Source organism: Virgibacillus dokdonensis, from assembly GCF_900166595.1.
Taxonomy (GTDB): domain Bacteria; phylum Bacillota; class Bacilli; order Bacillales; family Amphibacillaceae; genus Virgibacillus; species Virgibacillus dokdonensis.
In genome coordinates, this window is the sequence record NZ_LT745763.1 from 3,804,707 (window position 1) to 3,821,158 (window position 16,452).

The following is a 16,452-nucleotide window of genomic DNA, read 5'->3' on the forward strand; positions in this document are numbered from 1 at the left end:
TACATCTCAAATGCAACTATCTAAAGAAACAGTTTACCAAACTTCAAATCGGAAAAACTATATTCGCAGTTCATTAACTGGACACAAGTTAGACTACTGTTTCTATTTTTTCACCTTCTCCTACACAAAATGCTTGAGAAAGTATTTAAAATGAAGCATTTCTATATAGTTTCTCTTTGTAGCAACGCCACACACTCCACATGATACGTTTGTGGAAACAAATCAACAGGCTGAACCACCTCTAGTTGATAGCCAAATGGGACAAACTCTTTTATATCTGAAACAAGTGTTCTTGGATTACAAGATACATAGACAATGCGCTTTGGCTTTGAACGCGCAATCCGACGCATGACTTTTCCGCCCGCTCCTGACCGAGGTGGATCGAGTAGCAATACATCAGGATTACCAAATGTTTCAAGCATCTTTCTAGGACCGTGGCGAGCATCTTTAGCTAAGAATAATGTATTATGAACACCATTGTCAGAGGCATTCCGTTTTGCCGATGCAATGGAGGATTCTACGATTTCTATTCCAGCAAGTTGTGAAACACGACTTGCAAACGGTAAAGAAAAGGTACCAACACCACAGAACAAGTCAATCATTTTATCTGTTGCTTGAGGTTGAGCCATTTCTAGTGCTAATTCTACTAATTTTTCCGCTTGTTTCGGATTTGTTTGAAAGAATGTATCATACCACAATCGATAGCGATAACCAGCCAATTCATCGTAAATAAAATCTCGCCCTGCAAGAACATGGACTTGCTGCGCTTGTACTTTATCAGCAATATCTCGATTTTCCAACCAAAGTAAGCTTGTTACAGACGGAAATTTATCCTTTATGCGTTCCTTAAGATCCGACAAAGCAGAGGATTCAACTGGGCTTTCTGTTGCGAATAGAGCGAGCATCATTTCTCCAGTTGCTTGGGAATGACGCACCATGAGATGACGGAGCAGCCCTTCTTTCGTTTCTTTATCATAGCCTGACAACCTGTGTGCTTGAGCCCACTTAGCTACTTCCGTCGTTGCATTCACCATTTCCTGACTGGCAATGAAGCATGTTTCTAAAGGAATAATATTTTGATAATTGCCCTTTTCATGTAAACCAAGCTCGCCTGCTTTATTAAATGTAAATTCCATTTTATTTCGGTAATACCAAGCTTCATCTGCACCAATAGTTGATTGTACGACATTTGAATCAAAGTGTTGCTCTTCTAATAATTGTTTTACTTGGGAAGTTTTTTCCTTTAATTGAGTTGCATATGATATATGCTGCCAAGAACAGCCACCGCATTTACCAAAATGAAGACATGCTGGCTCGATGCGTTCTGGATGGGCTTCGATAATTTGATCTGGCTTGGCAACTCTATTTCGATACGGAGGCACAAGTGTCGCTTGCACCCTTTCTCCAGGAAGTGTGTAGGGAATGGTGATGTGTTGTTTCTTCCGTTTACCTTGTTTGTTTTCACGTTGAATAACCGCTCTTCCAGAACCTTTTGCATCAAACTGCGTTATTTCCATTATAAAAGTATTATCATTATATTTGTACGCCATTTATTTCCTCCTTGTATGCTCGAAATCTATTGTTTTTTTATAATTCTGATAAATATCCTCAACTTAATAGTTTCATACATATATCCATACACTATTTTTTTGCTAGTCATCTATTCCTTTAAGCATCTAAGGTAAATCTTATCATTACTACATACTATCCCTTATAAAACGAGCCATTTAGATGTAACCAATGCATACTTGCAATCCTTGAAATAAGGATCTTACAACGCCTTCTATTTGGAATAAATGGCGTCATCTTTTCTAGAAGCAAATATGCTAAGCATTATCATATAATCATTTATTCATGAACGCAACTATTACGTTAACCATGAAAAATTAAGCAATTAGATCCTTTCTGGTGAAAGTTATTTTTCTTTTAAAAGAGCAAATTAACCAAAACAAAAACTGACCGCCATTGATCAGTTTTTTTGCAAACACCCTATAGGTTGAACACTTTCTATATAGACTATAACCTTTGTTACAATACATTTTGTACATTCACATAAAACTCGTAGAGAAAATAACAACCAAAACCGAATAACATAACGCCTGCAACCACGGATGTCCATTTAATCATCGCTCTGCTCATCACTTTACGGGTAATGGAAACCACAGATAACAAGCCAACATCATGCAAAAGAATCCCTGTTAATATACCTAAAGCAGAAATAATAAAGCTAGCCTGTCCCGATTGAGAGTAAGAATCCGCTAAAACGACTCCGAATATGGAAACCCAAAAAACTAAATTTCCTGGCGAAACAGCCACTAGCAATCCATTTCGATACGTTTTTGCTAAAGAGCGATTTACCTTCCCTCCTGCCATTGTAATATCCTTATCCGCATTTTTAATGGAGTCGTAAGCAAGCATAAATAAAAACACTGCGCCAATCACCCATAAAGGTAGTTGTACATAAGGCAATGATAATATTTGCGCAAGACCAAAGTATAACGCCAGAATCAGCAACGCATCAATTGTCATTCCACCAAAGCCAACAGCCCACCCATGGAAAAAGCCATTTTTCAAGCCTTGTTTCGTCATTTCTACAGTAATCGCCCCAACAGGCAAAGCAATGGAAAAGCCCACTAAAATAAATTTTAAATACCATTCCATGAGTCTAATCCCCCTCTCTTGCAAACGCTTGATAGAATTGAATGAAAAATCTAGCTCTCTATAAATTGTTATGTTATAGTTTATCATAAATTTTCGAAAGATTCTGTTTGAAACAATTCATTTTTCATCTTTAAATAAATCTATTACGTAAAACGGCATTTACAGAGCTGCTATCATTCTTCTTATCCTCAATAAAAACAGTTCCGAATAGCTTTTAAGCGTGTGATACAATATGGGAAAAACATAAAATGAAAGGGGGAAGGGAATCATGCATGCAAGCATACATATTCGTTTTGTTAACAGTTCCGACTTCTATTCGCTAGCACCACTCATTAATGAATGGTGAGGAGGAAGGGATATGGCAGCTATGTTACCGAAGCTATTTTTCGATCACTTTACAAATACAAGCTTTGTTGCAGAAATAGAGGGGGAGATTGTAGGCTTTCTTATTGGATTCCTCTCTCCGTCTAAAGCGAATGAAGCATACATTCATTTCATCGGTGTTCATCCTCAATATAGAAACCAACAAATTGGGAAATTATTATATAAGCGCTTTTTTACGGTGGCTAAACAACATAACCGTCAAATTGTCCGCTGTGTAACTTCGCCTGTCAATAAAACTTCGATTGCTTATCATAAGAAAATGGGTTTTTACATTGAGGAAGGAAATAAACAGATCGACGGTGTTGAAGTTACGACTACTTATGATGGAAAAGGTCAAGATAGAGTTTGCTTTGTAAAACAGTTGCGCTAATATCTGTCAAGAAGATGGTAATAAGGGCAGAGGGTAGCTAAGTTTAAGTTTCTTTGAAGAAAAGAGTTTTTTGCTTACGATGTCGCTGTTATCGTTTTCTGCCCTGCATAAACTTAGTTAACATCTCTGGCAAGCGGTAAGGATTCATTGACCTCTCCCACCACTTTTCTAGCTAAACTATTTCATACAAACGTTTGTTTAATTAGACCCATTGTCACTTTTTTTAATACTCCTCCCCGCCTCATTAAGCTCATAAAGGAATACTTACCTCGTATTCTTTTTTTAATTGCTCCAAACGGTTTAATATTGCTTTTCCTTCTACGGTTTCAGCTAAAGCCCTTCCGTTTGCAATAGGGCTTTTTTGATACACCTTTCTAACGCCACAACGGATACCTTGTTCTGATGTGGCTTGATGTACATGAATTTGCTCAGGATGGTATAAAATAGTATGGATAATAGCTCGCACTTTCGGATTTTGTGAGGACTTTAATATAGCAATGACATCTGCATCCGTTTGTTTAGCGAACGCTTCCTTACTTCCCCCACCATTGTTCCACAAAATCAAAATAGCTTCTGCTAGCAACCGATCTACTGCTAATAATAGGGGCGAAAGAAATAGTTCATGATCTCGAATAATTAATCGAAGTAATTGAAGACCCGTTTGTTTATCTGTTTCTACACCTCGGTCTGAACAATGAATTCGCTTTAATACTTCACTGGGTAATTCTTCCATTCCGCCACTCATGTACGTATCTCGTAAAAAACTATCTAAATGATCCAAACCTAAAACCTCCCTTGTCCCTGTTAAAGGAGAAGGTTAACGAAGATATTGCACAACATCTTCAGGCTGTAAATAAGCATTATGGAGAATGGAAGCAATTTCCCCGTCTTGTATGTATGCTTCTGTTAAAGCATGATGATTGTAGTCTAATAGTTTTTCGACCGTATGGGAAAATGGTAAATGACCAATATCGTGTAAAATGGTTGCTGCCCTTAAGACATCATGATTTGGAAAATAAAGGGCCGCCAGCTTCCACACTCCCACTGTATGTTCATATCTGCTATGCACAACAGGTGATACAAAGGCACCACCACCGAAGTGTGCAAGATACTTCAACCTTCTAACATAACTTGTTTGAAAAAGTTGCTTTTCCCAAGCATAGAACTCCACTTCCTTATATAATGGTTCTGATAGGACAGAATCATATTCCACCTTCATTCCTCCTGTCTCTTTAAAAATTTAACGCATTTCATTGGTATTGTAATGCGAACTATGCATGCAATTTGGCAAAGGCTACTAAACTGCCCTTATCACACGATTTGAATCCATGTTTCTCATAAAAAGCTCTTACATCAGGTTCATCAATTGTCAGAAGGACTTTTTGGCGTACATCTCGATATTTATCCAACACACGCTGCATTAATGCAGATCCGACCCCTTGATCTTGGTACGCTTCGTTTACTAAAATATCCTGAATATAAATAATCGTATAGCCATCCCCAACGACGCGAATAAGACCTATTAAATGATTATTGTCCCATGCTGTTATCACAGTTAATGAATGTGCTATCGCTTGCATTAAGTTAGGAACATCATCTGTATATGCTGTCCATTTTACATTGTCATACAAAGCCGTAATTTGCTCTTGATCATTACAGCTATTTTCTAAATATTGAATTGCCATTATAAATCCCCACCTATTCTTTGAAAATGAAGTCTGCCCTTCGTTGAAAACATAAAAAAAAGCAATCCACTTGTATTAGCAATATAAAAGTAGATTGCTTTTGTTATTTACATGCCTTGACTTACTATACAATTCTTTCAAACGAGCAATATAATTTTTACCAACATTATACATTAAATTTATAAATTTGCAAATTGAAAGTCATTTTAAATATTATTTTAGAATGTTCCTCAACATATCTTATACGAACTTAAGAAAGAGTACGCAAAACCTCATTTAGCTTTCTTGTGCTGGCATATATTCATGTTGCAGCATGGCCATATGGATTATATCATGCCAATTTCCATTTCGATACAGCGCTTGTCTACTTACCCCTTCTTGTTTGAATCCTAATTTACGATATAATTGAATTGCTCTTTCATTAAACGAAAATACGCGCAACGATACACGATGAAAATTTAATTCTAAGAATGCATAATCAAGCAATAATTTCAGTGCTTCTTTACCAACACCCCTTCCCCAATAATCTTTTTCACCAATATCAATAATACATTCTGCGTTTCGATTTTTTTGATCTATATTAATCAATGATGTAATACCTATCGCTTTATCCGTTTCTTTATCTTCTATAATATAGCTTTTAGAACTGGTTGAATGTAGAATAACGCCTTCAACAAAAGCTTTTGTTTCGGATAACGCATACGAGTCTAAGGCTGGATTGGTAAAAAACATAACATCCATATCATTTCTCCAAGCGTGATATAACTCCACATCTTCTATATGCATTTTTCTTAATTTAACTTGTTTGGAAACGAACAAAAGAATTCCTCCTTTTTCAAGGGATTGGTAAGCGAAAATCGATGACGGGGGTATCCTTTTCTATTTTCGATTGTAAGCGGTTCAAGTATTGCTTTATTTTAACATCGCTTTGTTGTTCGTTTGTCAGATAGGTTGATAGATACAGATAGGAATAGAGCTGCCTATAGTGCAAAAAGAAAGGAATTCTTAACAGCCAATCAGATTGAAGTTGATTTTCCGTTTCATATCCCCTTAAGAATGAGCGAATAAATGTAGACACAAAATCCTTTTTTCTCCTGTCATCCACGACTTGCATAGCATGATAGAAGACAACCGCAATATCATATACAAACCAATGATATGTGGAATCGCCAAAATCGAATAAAACCAGCTCGTTTTGATACAAGTAAAAGTTTTTATGATTTTGATTTGTCAAATTAAGCGAGACAACATGCTTTTATCAAAATCCTGACCGACATAATCTATGAAACACTCCATTGGTGTTTTGTATTTCAATGATTTCCTTGGTATGTTATTCCGTCGGAGTGCAACCTCAGAAATATACTCTTGTGACACAGGATTAAAGTCCATTTCTTTTGGTAGCCCATTCTTTCTCAGAAGACCGTTGGAATGCTCATTTAGCCCCCTTTGGGATGGCGTTCCAGGATCTGCAAAATAAATATCAACATCTTGTTCATTGCTGATGGATTTCCAATTGGAAAACTCTTTCCCGCAGTCAAAGATAATGGACTTAAATAAGTGTTTTGGTAATCGCTCAAACCATTGATTGAGCGATGTTTCAATATTGGTTGCCTGTCTACCAGCTGGTTTAATTGCGATGATGCATTTTGTTAAACGCTCAACAAGCGTGATAACAGCGCTCTTGTGATGACGTCCCACAATGGTATCTCCTTCTAGATGACCAAATTCTTTCTTGTAATTTGGGTGATCGTGATCACGATCAAGGATGGTGCGGCGAAATTTTTGTTTTCCTCTTCTTTCCTGGTGACCATTTGGTTTGCGTTTGCCTTGCATAGGTAAATCATTTTGGTTAAATTCGCCTGATGAAAACTTTCGATAAAGCGTGCGCATGCTGCAGGAGATAGTCTTTTCGTTTCGTCCGATTATTACATCAGGCGTCCAGCCATCGCGGACTTTTTCATGAATATAGGCTTTTTCGTTAGGTGTTAATTGAATCTTTTTACGACCACATGTCGCTTTATTCGCTTGATATTGTAGATAAACGTCTATCGCAGTAAGTCCTTCTTTCAGTTGTCTAATAACACGATAAACAGCTTCATGGCCACGCTTTAATTTATTGGCAATTTTTCGACCAGAAAGGCCGAATTCATGATATTCCTCTATGAATACCAGTTCTGTTTTGGTAAGATGGGTGTAGGACATGTCAGATACACTCTCCTTAACTTTGGTTGGTTATTCGTTGAGTATATCATGACATGTCTTTTTTGGTGTCTCGCTTAATTTTACAATCTAGGGATGTAAATCATGATGGATCATCCCGTACCCATTTGTATTCTTAGGCAGCTTGTTCAGTTTACAAATGAAATTTTCCCATTTCTGCTTTATCAACTCGTTATTATGAATGACATCTGTAAAAAGTGTATCTTTATCCCAAGCTTTTCTTATTATGTTTGGATCTTTTGGTTGATAGAATTTGGATAGACGATGTATGTTCCCCAACGTCTTTCCCCAGGTATAGAAAAGGCTTGCATTCCATTCTTTATGATTAGAAACATTCACAAATTCCCCTTTTGCCTTTTCAAAACCGACTACATAACATGCTTCGTCCTTATTGAATACTACTTCCATAAGCTTATTATTTATGGAAGCAATAGGAACCGTTACATTCATTCCAGATTCAGATAGATAGATGATCCAGTCTAACTCTGATGCAATCGAATCCCTTTTATACATGGAACTGGGATAATACTTTATAATCAATGACACTTTATCGCTATTTGCTGCAAAAACATTGTTCGAGAACCCACCAATTAACTTTAAGTCTGATTCGTTTACCCCAAATAAGCTTGCCCCTTTGCGTAAATGTCTCCGATTAATAATATAATTCGCCCCCTTTTATAATTTAACGAATTATAAGAGAAGAAGTTTCATAATTGTTTTACTGATGAACAATAAATAAAACCTTGCAGAATGTACTAGAATATAAAAAAGCCTATGGATTGTTGCTAGAGTCTTTGAAGTAATTACGTAATAAAAATATGCAATAGAAAGTGTGAATAAGCTATCGAAAGCGAAAGCATTTAGCTAAATATGTAACACTAAAATGTAGTAGCAACGAAGCCTTGATACTTCCTCTAGAAGTCTATTACCAGCACTAATAGACTCATCATCATCTGAGTGTTGGATTAGACCATAATTTTACTTAACATTCCTTTTTCTATAGAATTGATGTGTTATCATCAGGTGTAACTCTCGAGCTAAGCCTGTAGTAGCGCAGAAGCAAATTGTATTTGCCCCCTTATTACATAAGCGTTCGTTCGTTAGTTAGTTATCAAGTTATCTCTTGAATAATTCAAGTAAATTCATAAATTTAACAGTAAAAAACACCTACAAGTCAAAAACAAGAAAAGTAATACCTATTCTTAGTTAGTAGGTGTTTTTTGTCCATTTTATTTTATTTTATTGTAACAAATTCATCATTATTAGTCGTTATTCAAATAGATTTTCCCACTCAACATACCAAAAAAATCCTGGTTGCATACATTTAATATCTACTCTCTCTAATTCGTTTTTTAACCAATTAATCACTACTTCTGGTATATCGTTATCAATAAAGGCATCCTCACCTTTAACCTCTATTGCTTTATCAATCATGTTTACATAAGTTAATAGACACTCAGCAAATTGATTTAGAGAAGTATTAACAAATATTTCTTTATAATTGTCTCCATTATTGAGTAACACTATATTTTCTTCTTTCTCAGTTATACATATTAAATCCCCTGCACTAGTTGTCCCCAAGAGCCAATACTTCTTAAACTCTTCTGGCATATTGAATATATTGGTAATAGGTATGAATTGTGGTGAAGTAAACTCCAAATATGGAGGTGGAGTTTCAGGTAAACCTCCTATAGACAGAAATCTTTTTACTTCATCCGAAAATCCTGAATTCATTAAATCTTGGTTATTAAATTTAATTAACGGACCATTACTAATAACATCCCATTTATCACTAAATTCTTCTGGTGTTATCATTTTATCACCTTCCCGAATCTTTTATAAAGGTATCTAATCTACTAGCAATTTCATCATCTACCCCAGTAACACCCCACTCCTTTTCCACATTATGGATACCACCATATCCCGGATGCAAACTTTTTGGAAGGGCTACTGCTTGCCCACCTTCTCCAATATGATGGTGCCGCATTGGTTCTTGTAGGTATTCCTTATATTGTGGAAAGTGATTTAAAAACTGCTCATCTACCTTGGGTACACGCCCCCTCTTTATCAGAGACGTATTTTCTACACTCCAAAACTCAGGTTTACTTTTCAGTAGTGAATTAAAGAATTTTTTTGCATTTCTTTCCCACCCAGCAGCGTTAGTTCCTGAACGAGCTTTACCTTTAAAATTCATTTCAACTACAAGCCTTGGGTCTACCAAATACTCTTTGTTGTACAATGTAAGGTCTCTGCCTCTATATCCTCTAACTTTATCATATTTACCATCGTTACTCCATTTATGGAGAGTAAGAGTCTCATAATTATTAACCTTATCCTTAACCTCTACTCTTTCCCCTCCACCATTCTTCATATTAACCAATTGGGGATTGACGTGGTCCTCAAGAGCTTTATCTCTTAGTATAAAGTTTGCGCCACCAGTTGAAAGGGCATAGTCTTTACCAAAAGTGAACTTCTCTGTCACTTTAGCCATTCCAGCTTTAGCTGCATCAACCTTTTTCCGATAATAGTTACCGCTAAAAGGCTTACTATCCAATAATTTCGGCGTTCTTCTCGCTGCGCCTAGTTTTGCAACTCCTGATGCTCCTTTGACAGCCAAACTACCTGGTATTAAGGCAGGAATGGTCGCACCAGTAACGTACATAACTCCTTCACTTTCCGCAGTATCTGTGAAAGCTTGGGCAGTTGATTCTACTGCACGCATAGGGTCTTGTAAGAATTGTAACGCAGCTTGTGTGTAGGCATCAACTGTTTCATCTGCACTATCTTTTAACCAAGATGGCTCCACGGGATCAGGAACAATACCAGACACGGCAACAACACCTGCATCCTTAACTACGGTTAGCAGTCCCGTAACCATGCCCGCAATGCTGTTTACTATCCCTTTTTCAAAATCATCGACAGCTTTGTTAACACTACTGACAACATCCATGACACCTTCAAAGAAATTGGTATATTTCCTTTTTACGTTACCGGCCAAATTATTGTATTCATCATCTGCATTTTCAAATCTTTTTACTTTGGAATTATATAAATCCCATAACTCGTCCATATTACGTTCCAGCTTTTTTCTCGTTGCTTCAATGCTCGTTTGGATTCGCTCCATATGGCGTCGGTTGAACTCACTTGCTTCTTTTTCCGCATCCGTTGGGTCATCAAACATACCGAAAAATGAAGAAGGTTGCTGATAGCTTTTGTTTAATGCCTTAAACAGATTATTAGTTATACCGCCCTCTATTTGCTTTAAATTCGCCCAAATATCATTACGATCCACACGCATCATCGTATTTCTTGAAATGGGGGAAATAAATCTTGTAGTGTCTGTTACATAATTTTCAAACAGGGATAAAAGGTCATTGATCTGTGTTTCATAATTTGCAATTTTTTCTTTCGAGGTGCTAATGTTCTGATCCCATGCTTCAACACTTTTTCCCTCATTTGTTTGCACAAAGTTACTCACTTTATCAAGTGAATCGTCCATTTTTTCTAAAGCACACTTATATGTCCGAAGTTCTCCAATAATATCATCTAAAACCCCATAATTAATTTGTAAGTCACGCTTCACAAACTATCCCCCTTCTCCCTATACTTTTAATCCCCTTGCTTTTAAGACATTTCAGTTTTCTTCCTCTATATAAATCTTAATGGTAAAATAACCCATACACCATGCGTCTTTTTTCCTTGTTTTTACATAGGTTATTTTTACTATTAAAAACTGAAAAACACCATTATCTGTAACTAGTTTCAGTTATAGTTACAAGAGATAGTGTTATTAATAAGAAAACACAAAGGATGCGCTCCCTTCATTTTATCCACGCATCGACTATGCCCTCAAAAAGCAAACGGTTAGGACTTAAGATAAATGAAAACAACGGAACTATCATGCTACATTCTGTTTTTCTATTTTACTTTACGATAAGATGTGATCGTGCATCATGACGAAGAATAAGGTAAAATAGCACTAGGAATAACGACCTCCTTTACATAGGTAATATTTTTTTTGATAAAATTCAATCATCTACGTTTAAAACTAGTAATCTAGTTTTATATAAAAAACATACTAAATATTCTAGTTAATAGGAGGTAAAAGATGAATAGAAAAAGAAGGCGAAGAAAATTAAAGAAGAGAGCATGGGTGCTCCTTGCCGTCATATTGCTTGGTATAGGCACTATCATTTTCTCCATTACAGGAGGAGATAGTTCGCCATCAGAGGCAAAAAAAGAAGCAGAACAGAATCCGCCCATGCTAACAAAAGACTCCGTGAAAGAACTAACCAAGCAAGCAGAGGACGTTTTAAAGCAAGTAGCATCATCAGGCGGTTCACCGGAAGCAATAGATGAACTAAGCCAGTTTATTAAACAATCCGAGCAAACCAAAGTGAATGATGAAGTGTTAGAAGATTATTGGCAACAACTAACAATCTGCTTGAAAGCGATTGCTTCCTATCAAGAACCAAAAACAGAGGAAAAAGCATTAGGAAAAGTATATCCGGCATACTTAACTGCATTAGAAAAACTAAAAGAAGCCCATCCGTCCTTAGACATGGAAGAAATTAATCCATACCATTGGTTTTATGCTGCAGCTGCCAATTATGAACAAGGACAACAGAAAGAAGGGCAAATAACGCTGAGCATGGTAGGAGATACTTCTTTCGGTACTTATCCTGAAGCTCCTGACCATTTACAATTTGATACGGTTTTTGAAAAGAATAATGGCGACAACCAATACGTTTTTAAAAACAGCCTGCCTTGGTTTCACTCCGATGATTATACCGTGATCAATGCAGAAAGTGCTTTTACGACAGAAGCGGAGGCACAAGATAAAAAGTGGCGTATAAAAAGTCATCCTACCTATGCAGCTTTTTTGCCAGCTAGCGGCGTTGAAGCAGCGAATCTAGCAAACAACCATACAATGGATTATTTTGAAGCTGGATATGAAGATACGTTGGAAGCTTTTAAGAAGCATGATGTTGCTGTGTTTAATGAAGATATGCCACTTACTAAAAACATCAACGGTATGGAAACAGTATTTCTAGGCTACGATTATCGATATAGAAAGTCCACGGACTCATACTTACAACATATTATTCAAGACGTGCAAACATATAAAAAAGAAGATAATTTAGTCATTGTGAACATGCATTGGGGAATTGAATATATGGAAATACCTGCTGCCTATCAAACAAAATTTGGACATGCCATCATTGATGCAGGAGCAGATATTATTATTGGTCACCACCCCCATCGTTTACAAAGCGTTGAAAAATACAATGGAAAATATATCATTTACAGCATGGGAGATTATGCTTTTGGTGCTGATCCAACATTAAAATCTAGACAGACAGCGATTTTCCGGCTTACGTTTGCCAAAGAAAATAATGCTGTTATCACAAAAGGACTACGCATTGTTCCAACGTTAGAAAATTCCAATGATAGCGAAACAGAAAATAATTACCAACCACTTCCGGTATTTGGAAAAGATGCAAAGGACATTGTTGACGAGTTGGTTAGAATTAGCAGCATTATTCCAAATGGTGTTACGGAATATGATTATTTTGATCCATTTCTGGACATGTAAATAGCAACATACAGCGATAAAGCGTTTAGGACATATGATTGGGGTTACGCTAGTTCAAGCAAAGTCAAATTATAAGACTCCTTCGAGAACCACGAAGACAAAGAAAGCGATCTTTGCTTTCTGAGGAAGCTGATATAGCTAGCAAGAAAGCAACATATTTTGAGGCAGCAATTTTTCCAACGAAGGATGATCACCAAACTTTTGTGGTGGCATCCTTCGTTTTAAGACTTAAATTTCAGGTTTTCCTATTGTGTGTAAATAAGCCAAACAAGTATATTTTATTGGACTCTTATATCGCACCTTTTTCTATGGAGCATAGATTACACAGGACTAATTTCCATTAAACGGCGTAGCAATACTTCGATATCTAAAGATGTATCAACCATATGTTGCACATCACGTTCTGTAAGTTTTTTCAACTTAGGAGTCACTCCTAGAACAGGAACCCCACACATATCTTCCATAAGCTTTGGATTGGTTATCTCATCTATATTAGGCTGATTACTCTTCCCATTTATCACAATTCCTACAATTGGTATCCCTACCTGTTTTGCATAGTAAACCGTTAAATAAGTATGATTTACCGTTCCAAGATTTGGTCTAGCCACAATAAGAATGGGAAGCTTTAAAGCAATTGCTAAATCACTAACTAAAAAGTCCTTTCCTAAAGGTACGGAAATACCTCCTGCCCCTTCCACGATAAAAAAATCGTGTCTATCTTTTATTTTTTTCCAATGGTCTAACACAGCTTGCATACAAATTTCTTTATCTTCCAGTTGTGCTGCCACAGATGGTGCGAGAGGTTGACTAAATTCATATGGCGTAATTTCCGCATGAGTTAAAGATGTTTGCGACATATGTTTTAACAAACTCGTATCACTATTTGCATGATTACGTGAAATCCCACTTAATAACGGCTTAAATACCCCAACATCCAGTTTCTTTTCCTTTAAAGTTGCTGCAATTCCGCTAGCTATAACTGTTTTGCCAACATCGGTATCAGTTCCGGTTATAAATATCCCTTTCATCTAAGGGCTCCCCACTTTTTTCCAATTATATAAAACGCATGTAATACATCATCTATCTCTTGCATAGAATGACTTGCGGTTACAGTAAGTCGAATACGGCTTTCTCCATTAGGCACTGTTGGCGGACGAATTGCCGGCGCATAGATTCCTTTTTCCTCTAACTCTTTCGCGAATTCAAGCGCTAATTGTTGCTCACCTATAATGACAGGAATAATTGCTGTATGATCTCCTTTCACAGCGTATCCCATATCATTTAATCCTTCCTTCAGCTTTCTAATATTGTAGTGAAGATGCTCACGCCTATTTGCATCCTGCTCTATCAGCTCTATTGCTGTATATGTAGCTGCACAAATGGCAGGAGAAAGTGCAGTTTGAAAAATAAACGTCCTAGCATGGTTTTTTAAGAAATCCACCAATATACTAGAGCCAGCAACAAATCCACCTTCCGTCCCAATTGCTTTACTACATGTGCCAATTACTACATCTGGCATGATACCAAAATACGCACTTGTCCCTCTTCCGCTTTGCCCTAGCACCCCAGTTGCATGGGCGTCATCGACAATAACATATGCGTGATAATGATCTGCAAGCTCCATCATGCGATCAAGGGGTGAAATCGAACCATCCATGCTAAAAACGCCGTCCGTTACAATAAATCGCTGTTTGTATTTTGTGGTAGCAGCTAATTTTCTTTCCAAATCTTCCATGTCCACATGGCGGTAAATACACGTTTTGGCTTTGGATAAACGACAACCATCTATGATACTAGCATGATTATATTGATCACTTAAGATAACGTCCTCTGCTTCAGCTAAGGCAGATAAAACACCTATATTCGCTAAATAACCGCTAGAAAATAATCGTGCAGCCTCTGTTTGTTTAAATGTTGCTATCTTTTTTTCCAACTTCTCATGCCAATACGTATTACCCGTCGTTAGTCTTGAACCACTACTCCCAACACCAAACTGTTGCAATGCCTCCATCGTTGCATGAATTAACCGCTTATCATTTGCCAGACCTAAATAATCATTAGATGAGAAAATTATTTTCTTTTCTCCATCTACTATCCTTGCCGATTGCGATGCTGCTTCCATCGTTCGAAGCGTTCGATACAACGCATTTTCTTGCATTTCTTTCACTCTGTTATGCAACTTGTCGTCAAACGACAACATGGCTCACCTCATGAATCGCAGCTTTCATAATGCCAACCATTGCTTCTATTTCTTCTACGGTAGTAGCGAGCGGTGGCATAAAAACGATGGTATTTCCAATTGGTCTTGTCAACATACCCAGATCCCTCATTTTTAAAGATACGAGGTAACCGACTCTTTTTTCAGGAGGAAATGGCTCCCTTGTCTCCTGATTAGCCACGAGTTCTATCCCGCACATAAAGCCAAGCTGCCTCACATCGCCTACCGTTGGAAGTGCATACAGTTGCTGAAGAATTTCCCCCATCTCTTTTGCTTTAGTGGCTACACTTTCAACGATTTGCTCTTCCTTAAATAATGTTATATTTTCGAGGGCAACTGCACATCCAAGCTGGTTTCCTGTATACGAATGCCCATGGAAAAAAGTCTTCATTTGATTATAATCGTCATAAAAAGCTTGATAAATATCCTCTGTCGTTAGCGTTGCAGCAATTGGTAAATAACCTCCTGTTATACCTTTTCCAACCGCCATAAAATCTGGTTGAACTTGTTCGTGTTCACAAGCAAACATTTTCCCTGTCCGTCCAAAACCTGTCGCGACTTCATCTACAATCATGAGGATATTATATTGATCGCAAAGCTCTCGTACGCCTGTTAAAAATCCATCTGGCATTACAATCATCCCAGATGCTCCTTGAACCATAGACTCGATCGAAAGCGCCGCAATTTCTGCATGTTTTTCCATAAGTAACTGCTCTAATGCATACAAACATGTATCACGGCATTGTATAGGGTCACCACTTGAAGAACGATACACATAGGGGGTTGGCGCTTTATAGCTTTCAAACATTAACGGCCCATAAATATGATGAAAAAGTTCGATCGAACCAACGCTCACAGCGCCAATAGTATCGCCATGGTAACCATTTTGCATGGCAATAAACTTCTGCTTTTCTGGCCTGCCGATATTCATCCAATATTGAAAAGCCATTTTAAGCGCGATTTCCATCGCCGTAGCGCCACTGTCTGAATAAAAAACTCTCGTTAGATTTTCAGGGCTGACTTTAACCAGCTCTTCTGCTAATTCTGTTGCAGGCACATTGGTCATTCCTAAAAGGGTAGAATGAGCAATTTTCTCAAGTTGTTGTTTAATTGCCTCATCTAATTTCTGCTTGCGATGACCATGTACATTTAACCAAACGGAAGAAAAACCGTCGTAATATTCCTTGCCATAGATGTCTTTCACCTTTACTCCTTTCCCTTCCTCAATAATTAAAGGGTCAAGATCATAATCCTTCATTTGTGTAAATGGTAGCCATAAATGCTTTTTACTTTTTTCTATTAGTTCTTGTTGCAATGC

General features: G+C 37.2%; 15 protein-coding genes and 1 pseudogene. 2 read left to right on the forward strand and 14 right to left on the reverse strand.

Annotated features, from left to right (window positions below):
• Window positions 1–161: 161 nt before the first annotated feature.
• On the reverse strand, window positions 162–1,550 hold the full coding sequence (rlmD, locus tag B2C77_RS19160; RefSeq protein WP_077706506.1) for a 23S rRNA (uracil(1939)-C(5))-methyltransferase RlmD: 1,389 nt from the start codon (window positions 1,548–1,550) through the stop codon (window positions 162–164).
• A 478-nt stretch (window positions 1,551–2,028) separates the two neighbouring features.
• On the reverse strand, window positions 2,029–2,661 hold the full coding sequence (locus B2C77_RS19165; protein ID WP_077706507.1) for a LysE family transporter: 633 nt from the start codon (window positions 2,659–2,661) through the stop codon (window positions 2,029–2,031).
• A gap of 280 nt (window positions 2,662–2,941) precedes the next feature.
• Between B2C77_RS19165 and B2C77_RS19170 the strand changes: the two are divergent.
• A pseudogene (locus B2C77_RS19170) lies at window positions 2,942–3,415 on the forward strand (GNAT family N-acetyltransferase).
• A gap of 250 nt (window positions 3,416–3,665) precedes the next feature.
• Here the strand turns inward: B2C77_RS19170 and B2C77_RS22205 are convergent.
• The 9 genes from B2C77_RS22205 to B2C77_RS22215 all read right to left on the reverse strand — a co-directional run bounded on the left by B2C77_RS22205 (window position 3,666) and on the right by B2C77_RS22215 (window position 10,903).
• Window positions 3,666–4,196 (reverse strand): hypothetical protein, encoded by a 531-nt coding sequence (locus tag B2C77_RS22205; RefSeq protein WP_254844005.1) that lies wholly within the window; start codon window positions 4,194–4,196, stop codon window positions 3,666–3,668.
• A gap of 36 nt (window positions 4,197–4,232) precedes the next feature.
• Entirely contained in the window at window positions 4,233–4,628 is a 396-nt protein-coding gene (locus B2C77_RS22210) for an HD domain-containing protein (RefSeq protein ID WP_254844006.1), read from the reverse strand.
• A gap of 58 nt (window positions 4,629–4,686) precedes the next feature.
• Window positions 4,687–5,100 (reverse strand): GNAT family N-acetyltransferase, encoded by a 414-nt coding sequence (locus tag B2C77_RS19180; RefSeq protein WP_077706509.1) that lies wholly within the window; start codon window positions 5,098–5,100, stop codon window positions 4,687–4,689.
• A 276-nt stretch (window positions 5,101–5,376) separates the two neighbouring features.
• Complete coding sequence (locus B2C77_RS19185) at window positions 5,377–5,919, reverse strand: GNAT family N-acetyltransferase (RefSeq protein WP_367112732.1); 543 nt, start codon at window positions 5,917–5,919, stop codon at window positions 5,377–5,379.
• A 16-nt stretch (window positions 5,920–5,935) separates the two neighbouring features.
• Window positions 5,936–6,334 (reverse strand): aminoglycoside phosphotransferase/kinase family protein, encoded by a 399-nt coding sequence (locus B2C77_RS19190; RefSeq protein ID WP_077706510.1) that lies wholly within the window; start codon window positions 6,332–6,334, stop codon window positions 5,936–5,938.
• Complete coding sequence (locus tag B2C77_RS19195; RefSeq protein ID WP_077702006.1) at window positions 6,331–7,302, reverse strand: IS30 family transposase; 972 nt, start codon at window positions 7,300–7,302, stop codon at window positions 6,331–6,333. The genes B2C77_RS19190 and B2C77_RS19195 overlap by 4 nt, the downstream gene beginning before the upstream one ends.
• 87 nt (window positions 7,303–7,389) lie before the next feature.
• Complete coding sequence (locus B2C77_RS19200) at window positions 7,390–7,980, reverse strand: phosphotransferase (protein ID WP_367946664.1); 591 nt, start codon at window positions 7,978–7,980, stop codon at window positions 7,390–7,392.
• Between the two features lie 609 nt (window positions 7,981–8,589).
• Complete coding sequence (locus B2C77_RS19205) at window positions 8,590–9,135, reverse strand: SUKH-4 family immunity protein (protein WP_077706512.1); 546 nt, start codon at window positions 9,133–9,135, stop codon at window positions 8,590–8,592.
• A gap of 4 nt (window positions 9,136–9,139) precedes the next feature.
• On the reverse strand, window positions 9,140–10,903 hold the full coding sequence (locus B2C77_RS22215; RefSeq protein ID WP_254844007.1) for a hypothetical protein: 1,764 nt from the start codon (window positions 10,901–10,903) through the stop codon (window positions 9,140–9,142).
• Window positions 10,904–11,428: 525 nt separating this feature from the next.
• Between B2C77_RS22215 and B2C77_RS19215 the strand changes: the two genes are divergently transcribed.
• Window positions 11,429–12,916 carry a CapA family protein gene (locus tag B2C77_RS19215; RefSeq protein WP_077706513.1) on the forward strand — a complete coding sequence of 496 codons (1,488 nt, stop codon included), beginning with the start codon at window positions 11,429–11,431 and terminating at the stop codon, window positions 12,914–12,916.
• Window positions 12,917–13,236: 320 nt separating this feature from the next.
• Here B2C77_RS19215 and bioD read toward each other — a convergent pair whose 3' ends face one another.
• From bioD to bioA, 3 genes are read right to left on the reverse strand one after another with little or no spacing between them, the layout of a single operon-like run.
• Window positions 13,237–13,944: a dethiobiotin synthase gene (bioD, locus tag B2C77_RS19225; protein WP_077706515.1), complete on the reverse strand. Its 708-nt coding sequence runs from the start codon at window positions 13,942–13,944 to the stop codon at window positions 13,237–13,239.
• Window positions 13,941–15,113: an 8-amino-7-oxononanoate synthase gene (bioF, locus tag B2C77_RS19230; protein WP_438272980.1), complete on the reverse strand. Its 1,173-nt coding sequence runs from the start codon at window positions 15,111–15,113 to the stop codon at window positions 13,941–13,943. The genes bioD and bioF overlap by 4 nt, the downstream gene beginning before the upstream one ends.
• A complete protein-coding gene (gene bioA / locus B2C77_RS19235; protein ID WP_077706516.1) occupies window positions 15,103–16,449 on the reverse strand; it encodes an adenosylmethionine--8-amino-7-oxononanoate transaminase in 1,347 nt (448 codons plus the stop codon). The genes bioF and bioA overlap by 11 nt, the downstream gene beginning before the upstream one ends.
• Window positions 16,450–16,452 lie beyond the last annotated feature (3 nt).

What these genes read in the sequence shown, in the direction of transcription:
- B2C77_RS19195 (WP_077702006.1), bottom strand. Translation starts at nt 7,302, where the DNA reads ATGTCCTACACCCATCTTACCAAAACAGAACTGGTATTCATAGAGGAA.
- B2C77_RS19180 (WP_077706509.1), bottom strand. Translation starts at nt 5,100, where the DNA reads ATGGCAATTCAATATTTAGAAAATAGCTGTAATGATCAAGAGCAAATT.
- B2C77_RS19205 (WP_077706512.1), bottom strand. Translation starts at nt 9,135, where the DNA reads ATGATAACACCAGAAGAATTTAGTGATAAATGGGATGTTATTAGTAAT.
- rlmD (WP_077706506.1), bottom strand. Translation starts at nt 1,550, where the DNA reads ATGGCGTACAAATATAATGATAATACTTTTATAATGGAAATAACGCAG.
- B2C77_RS19215 (WP_077706513.1), top strand. Translation starts at nt 11,429, where the DNA reads ATGAATAGAAAAAGAAGGCGAAGAAAATTAAAGAAGAGAGCATGGGTG.
- B2C77_RS19165 (WP_077706507.1), bottom strand. Translation starts at nt 2,661, where the DNA reads ATGGAATGGTATTTAAAATTTATTTTAGTGGGCTTTTCCATTGCTTTG.
- bioD (WP_077706515.1), bottom strand. Translation starts at nt 13,944, where the DNA reads ATGAAAGGGATATTTATAACCGGAACTGATACCGATGTTGGCAAAACA.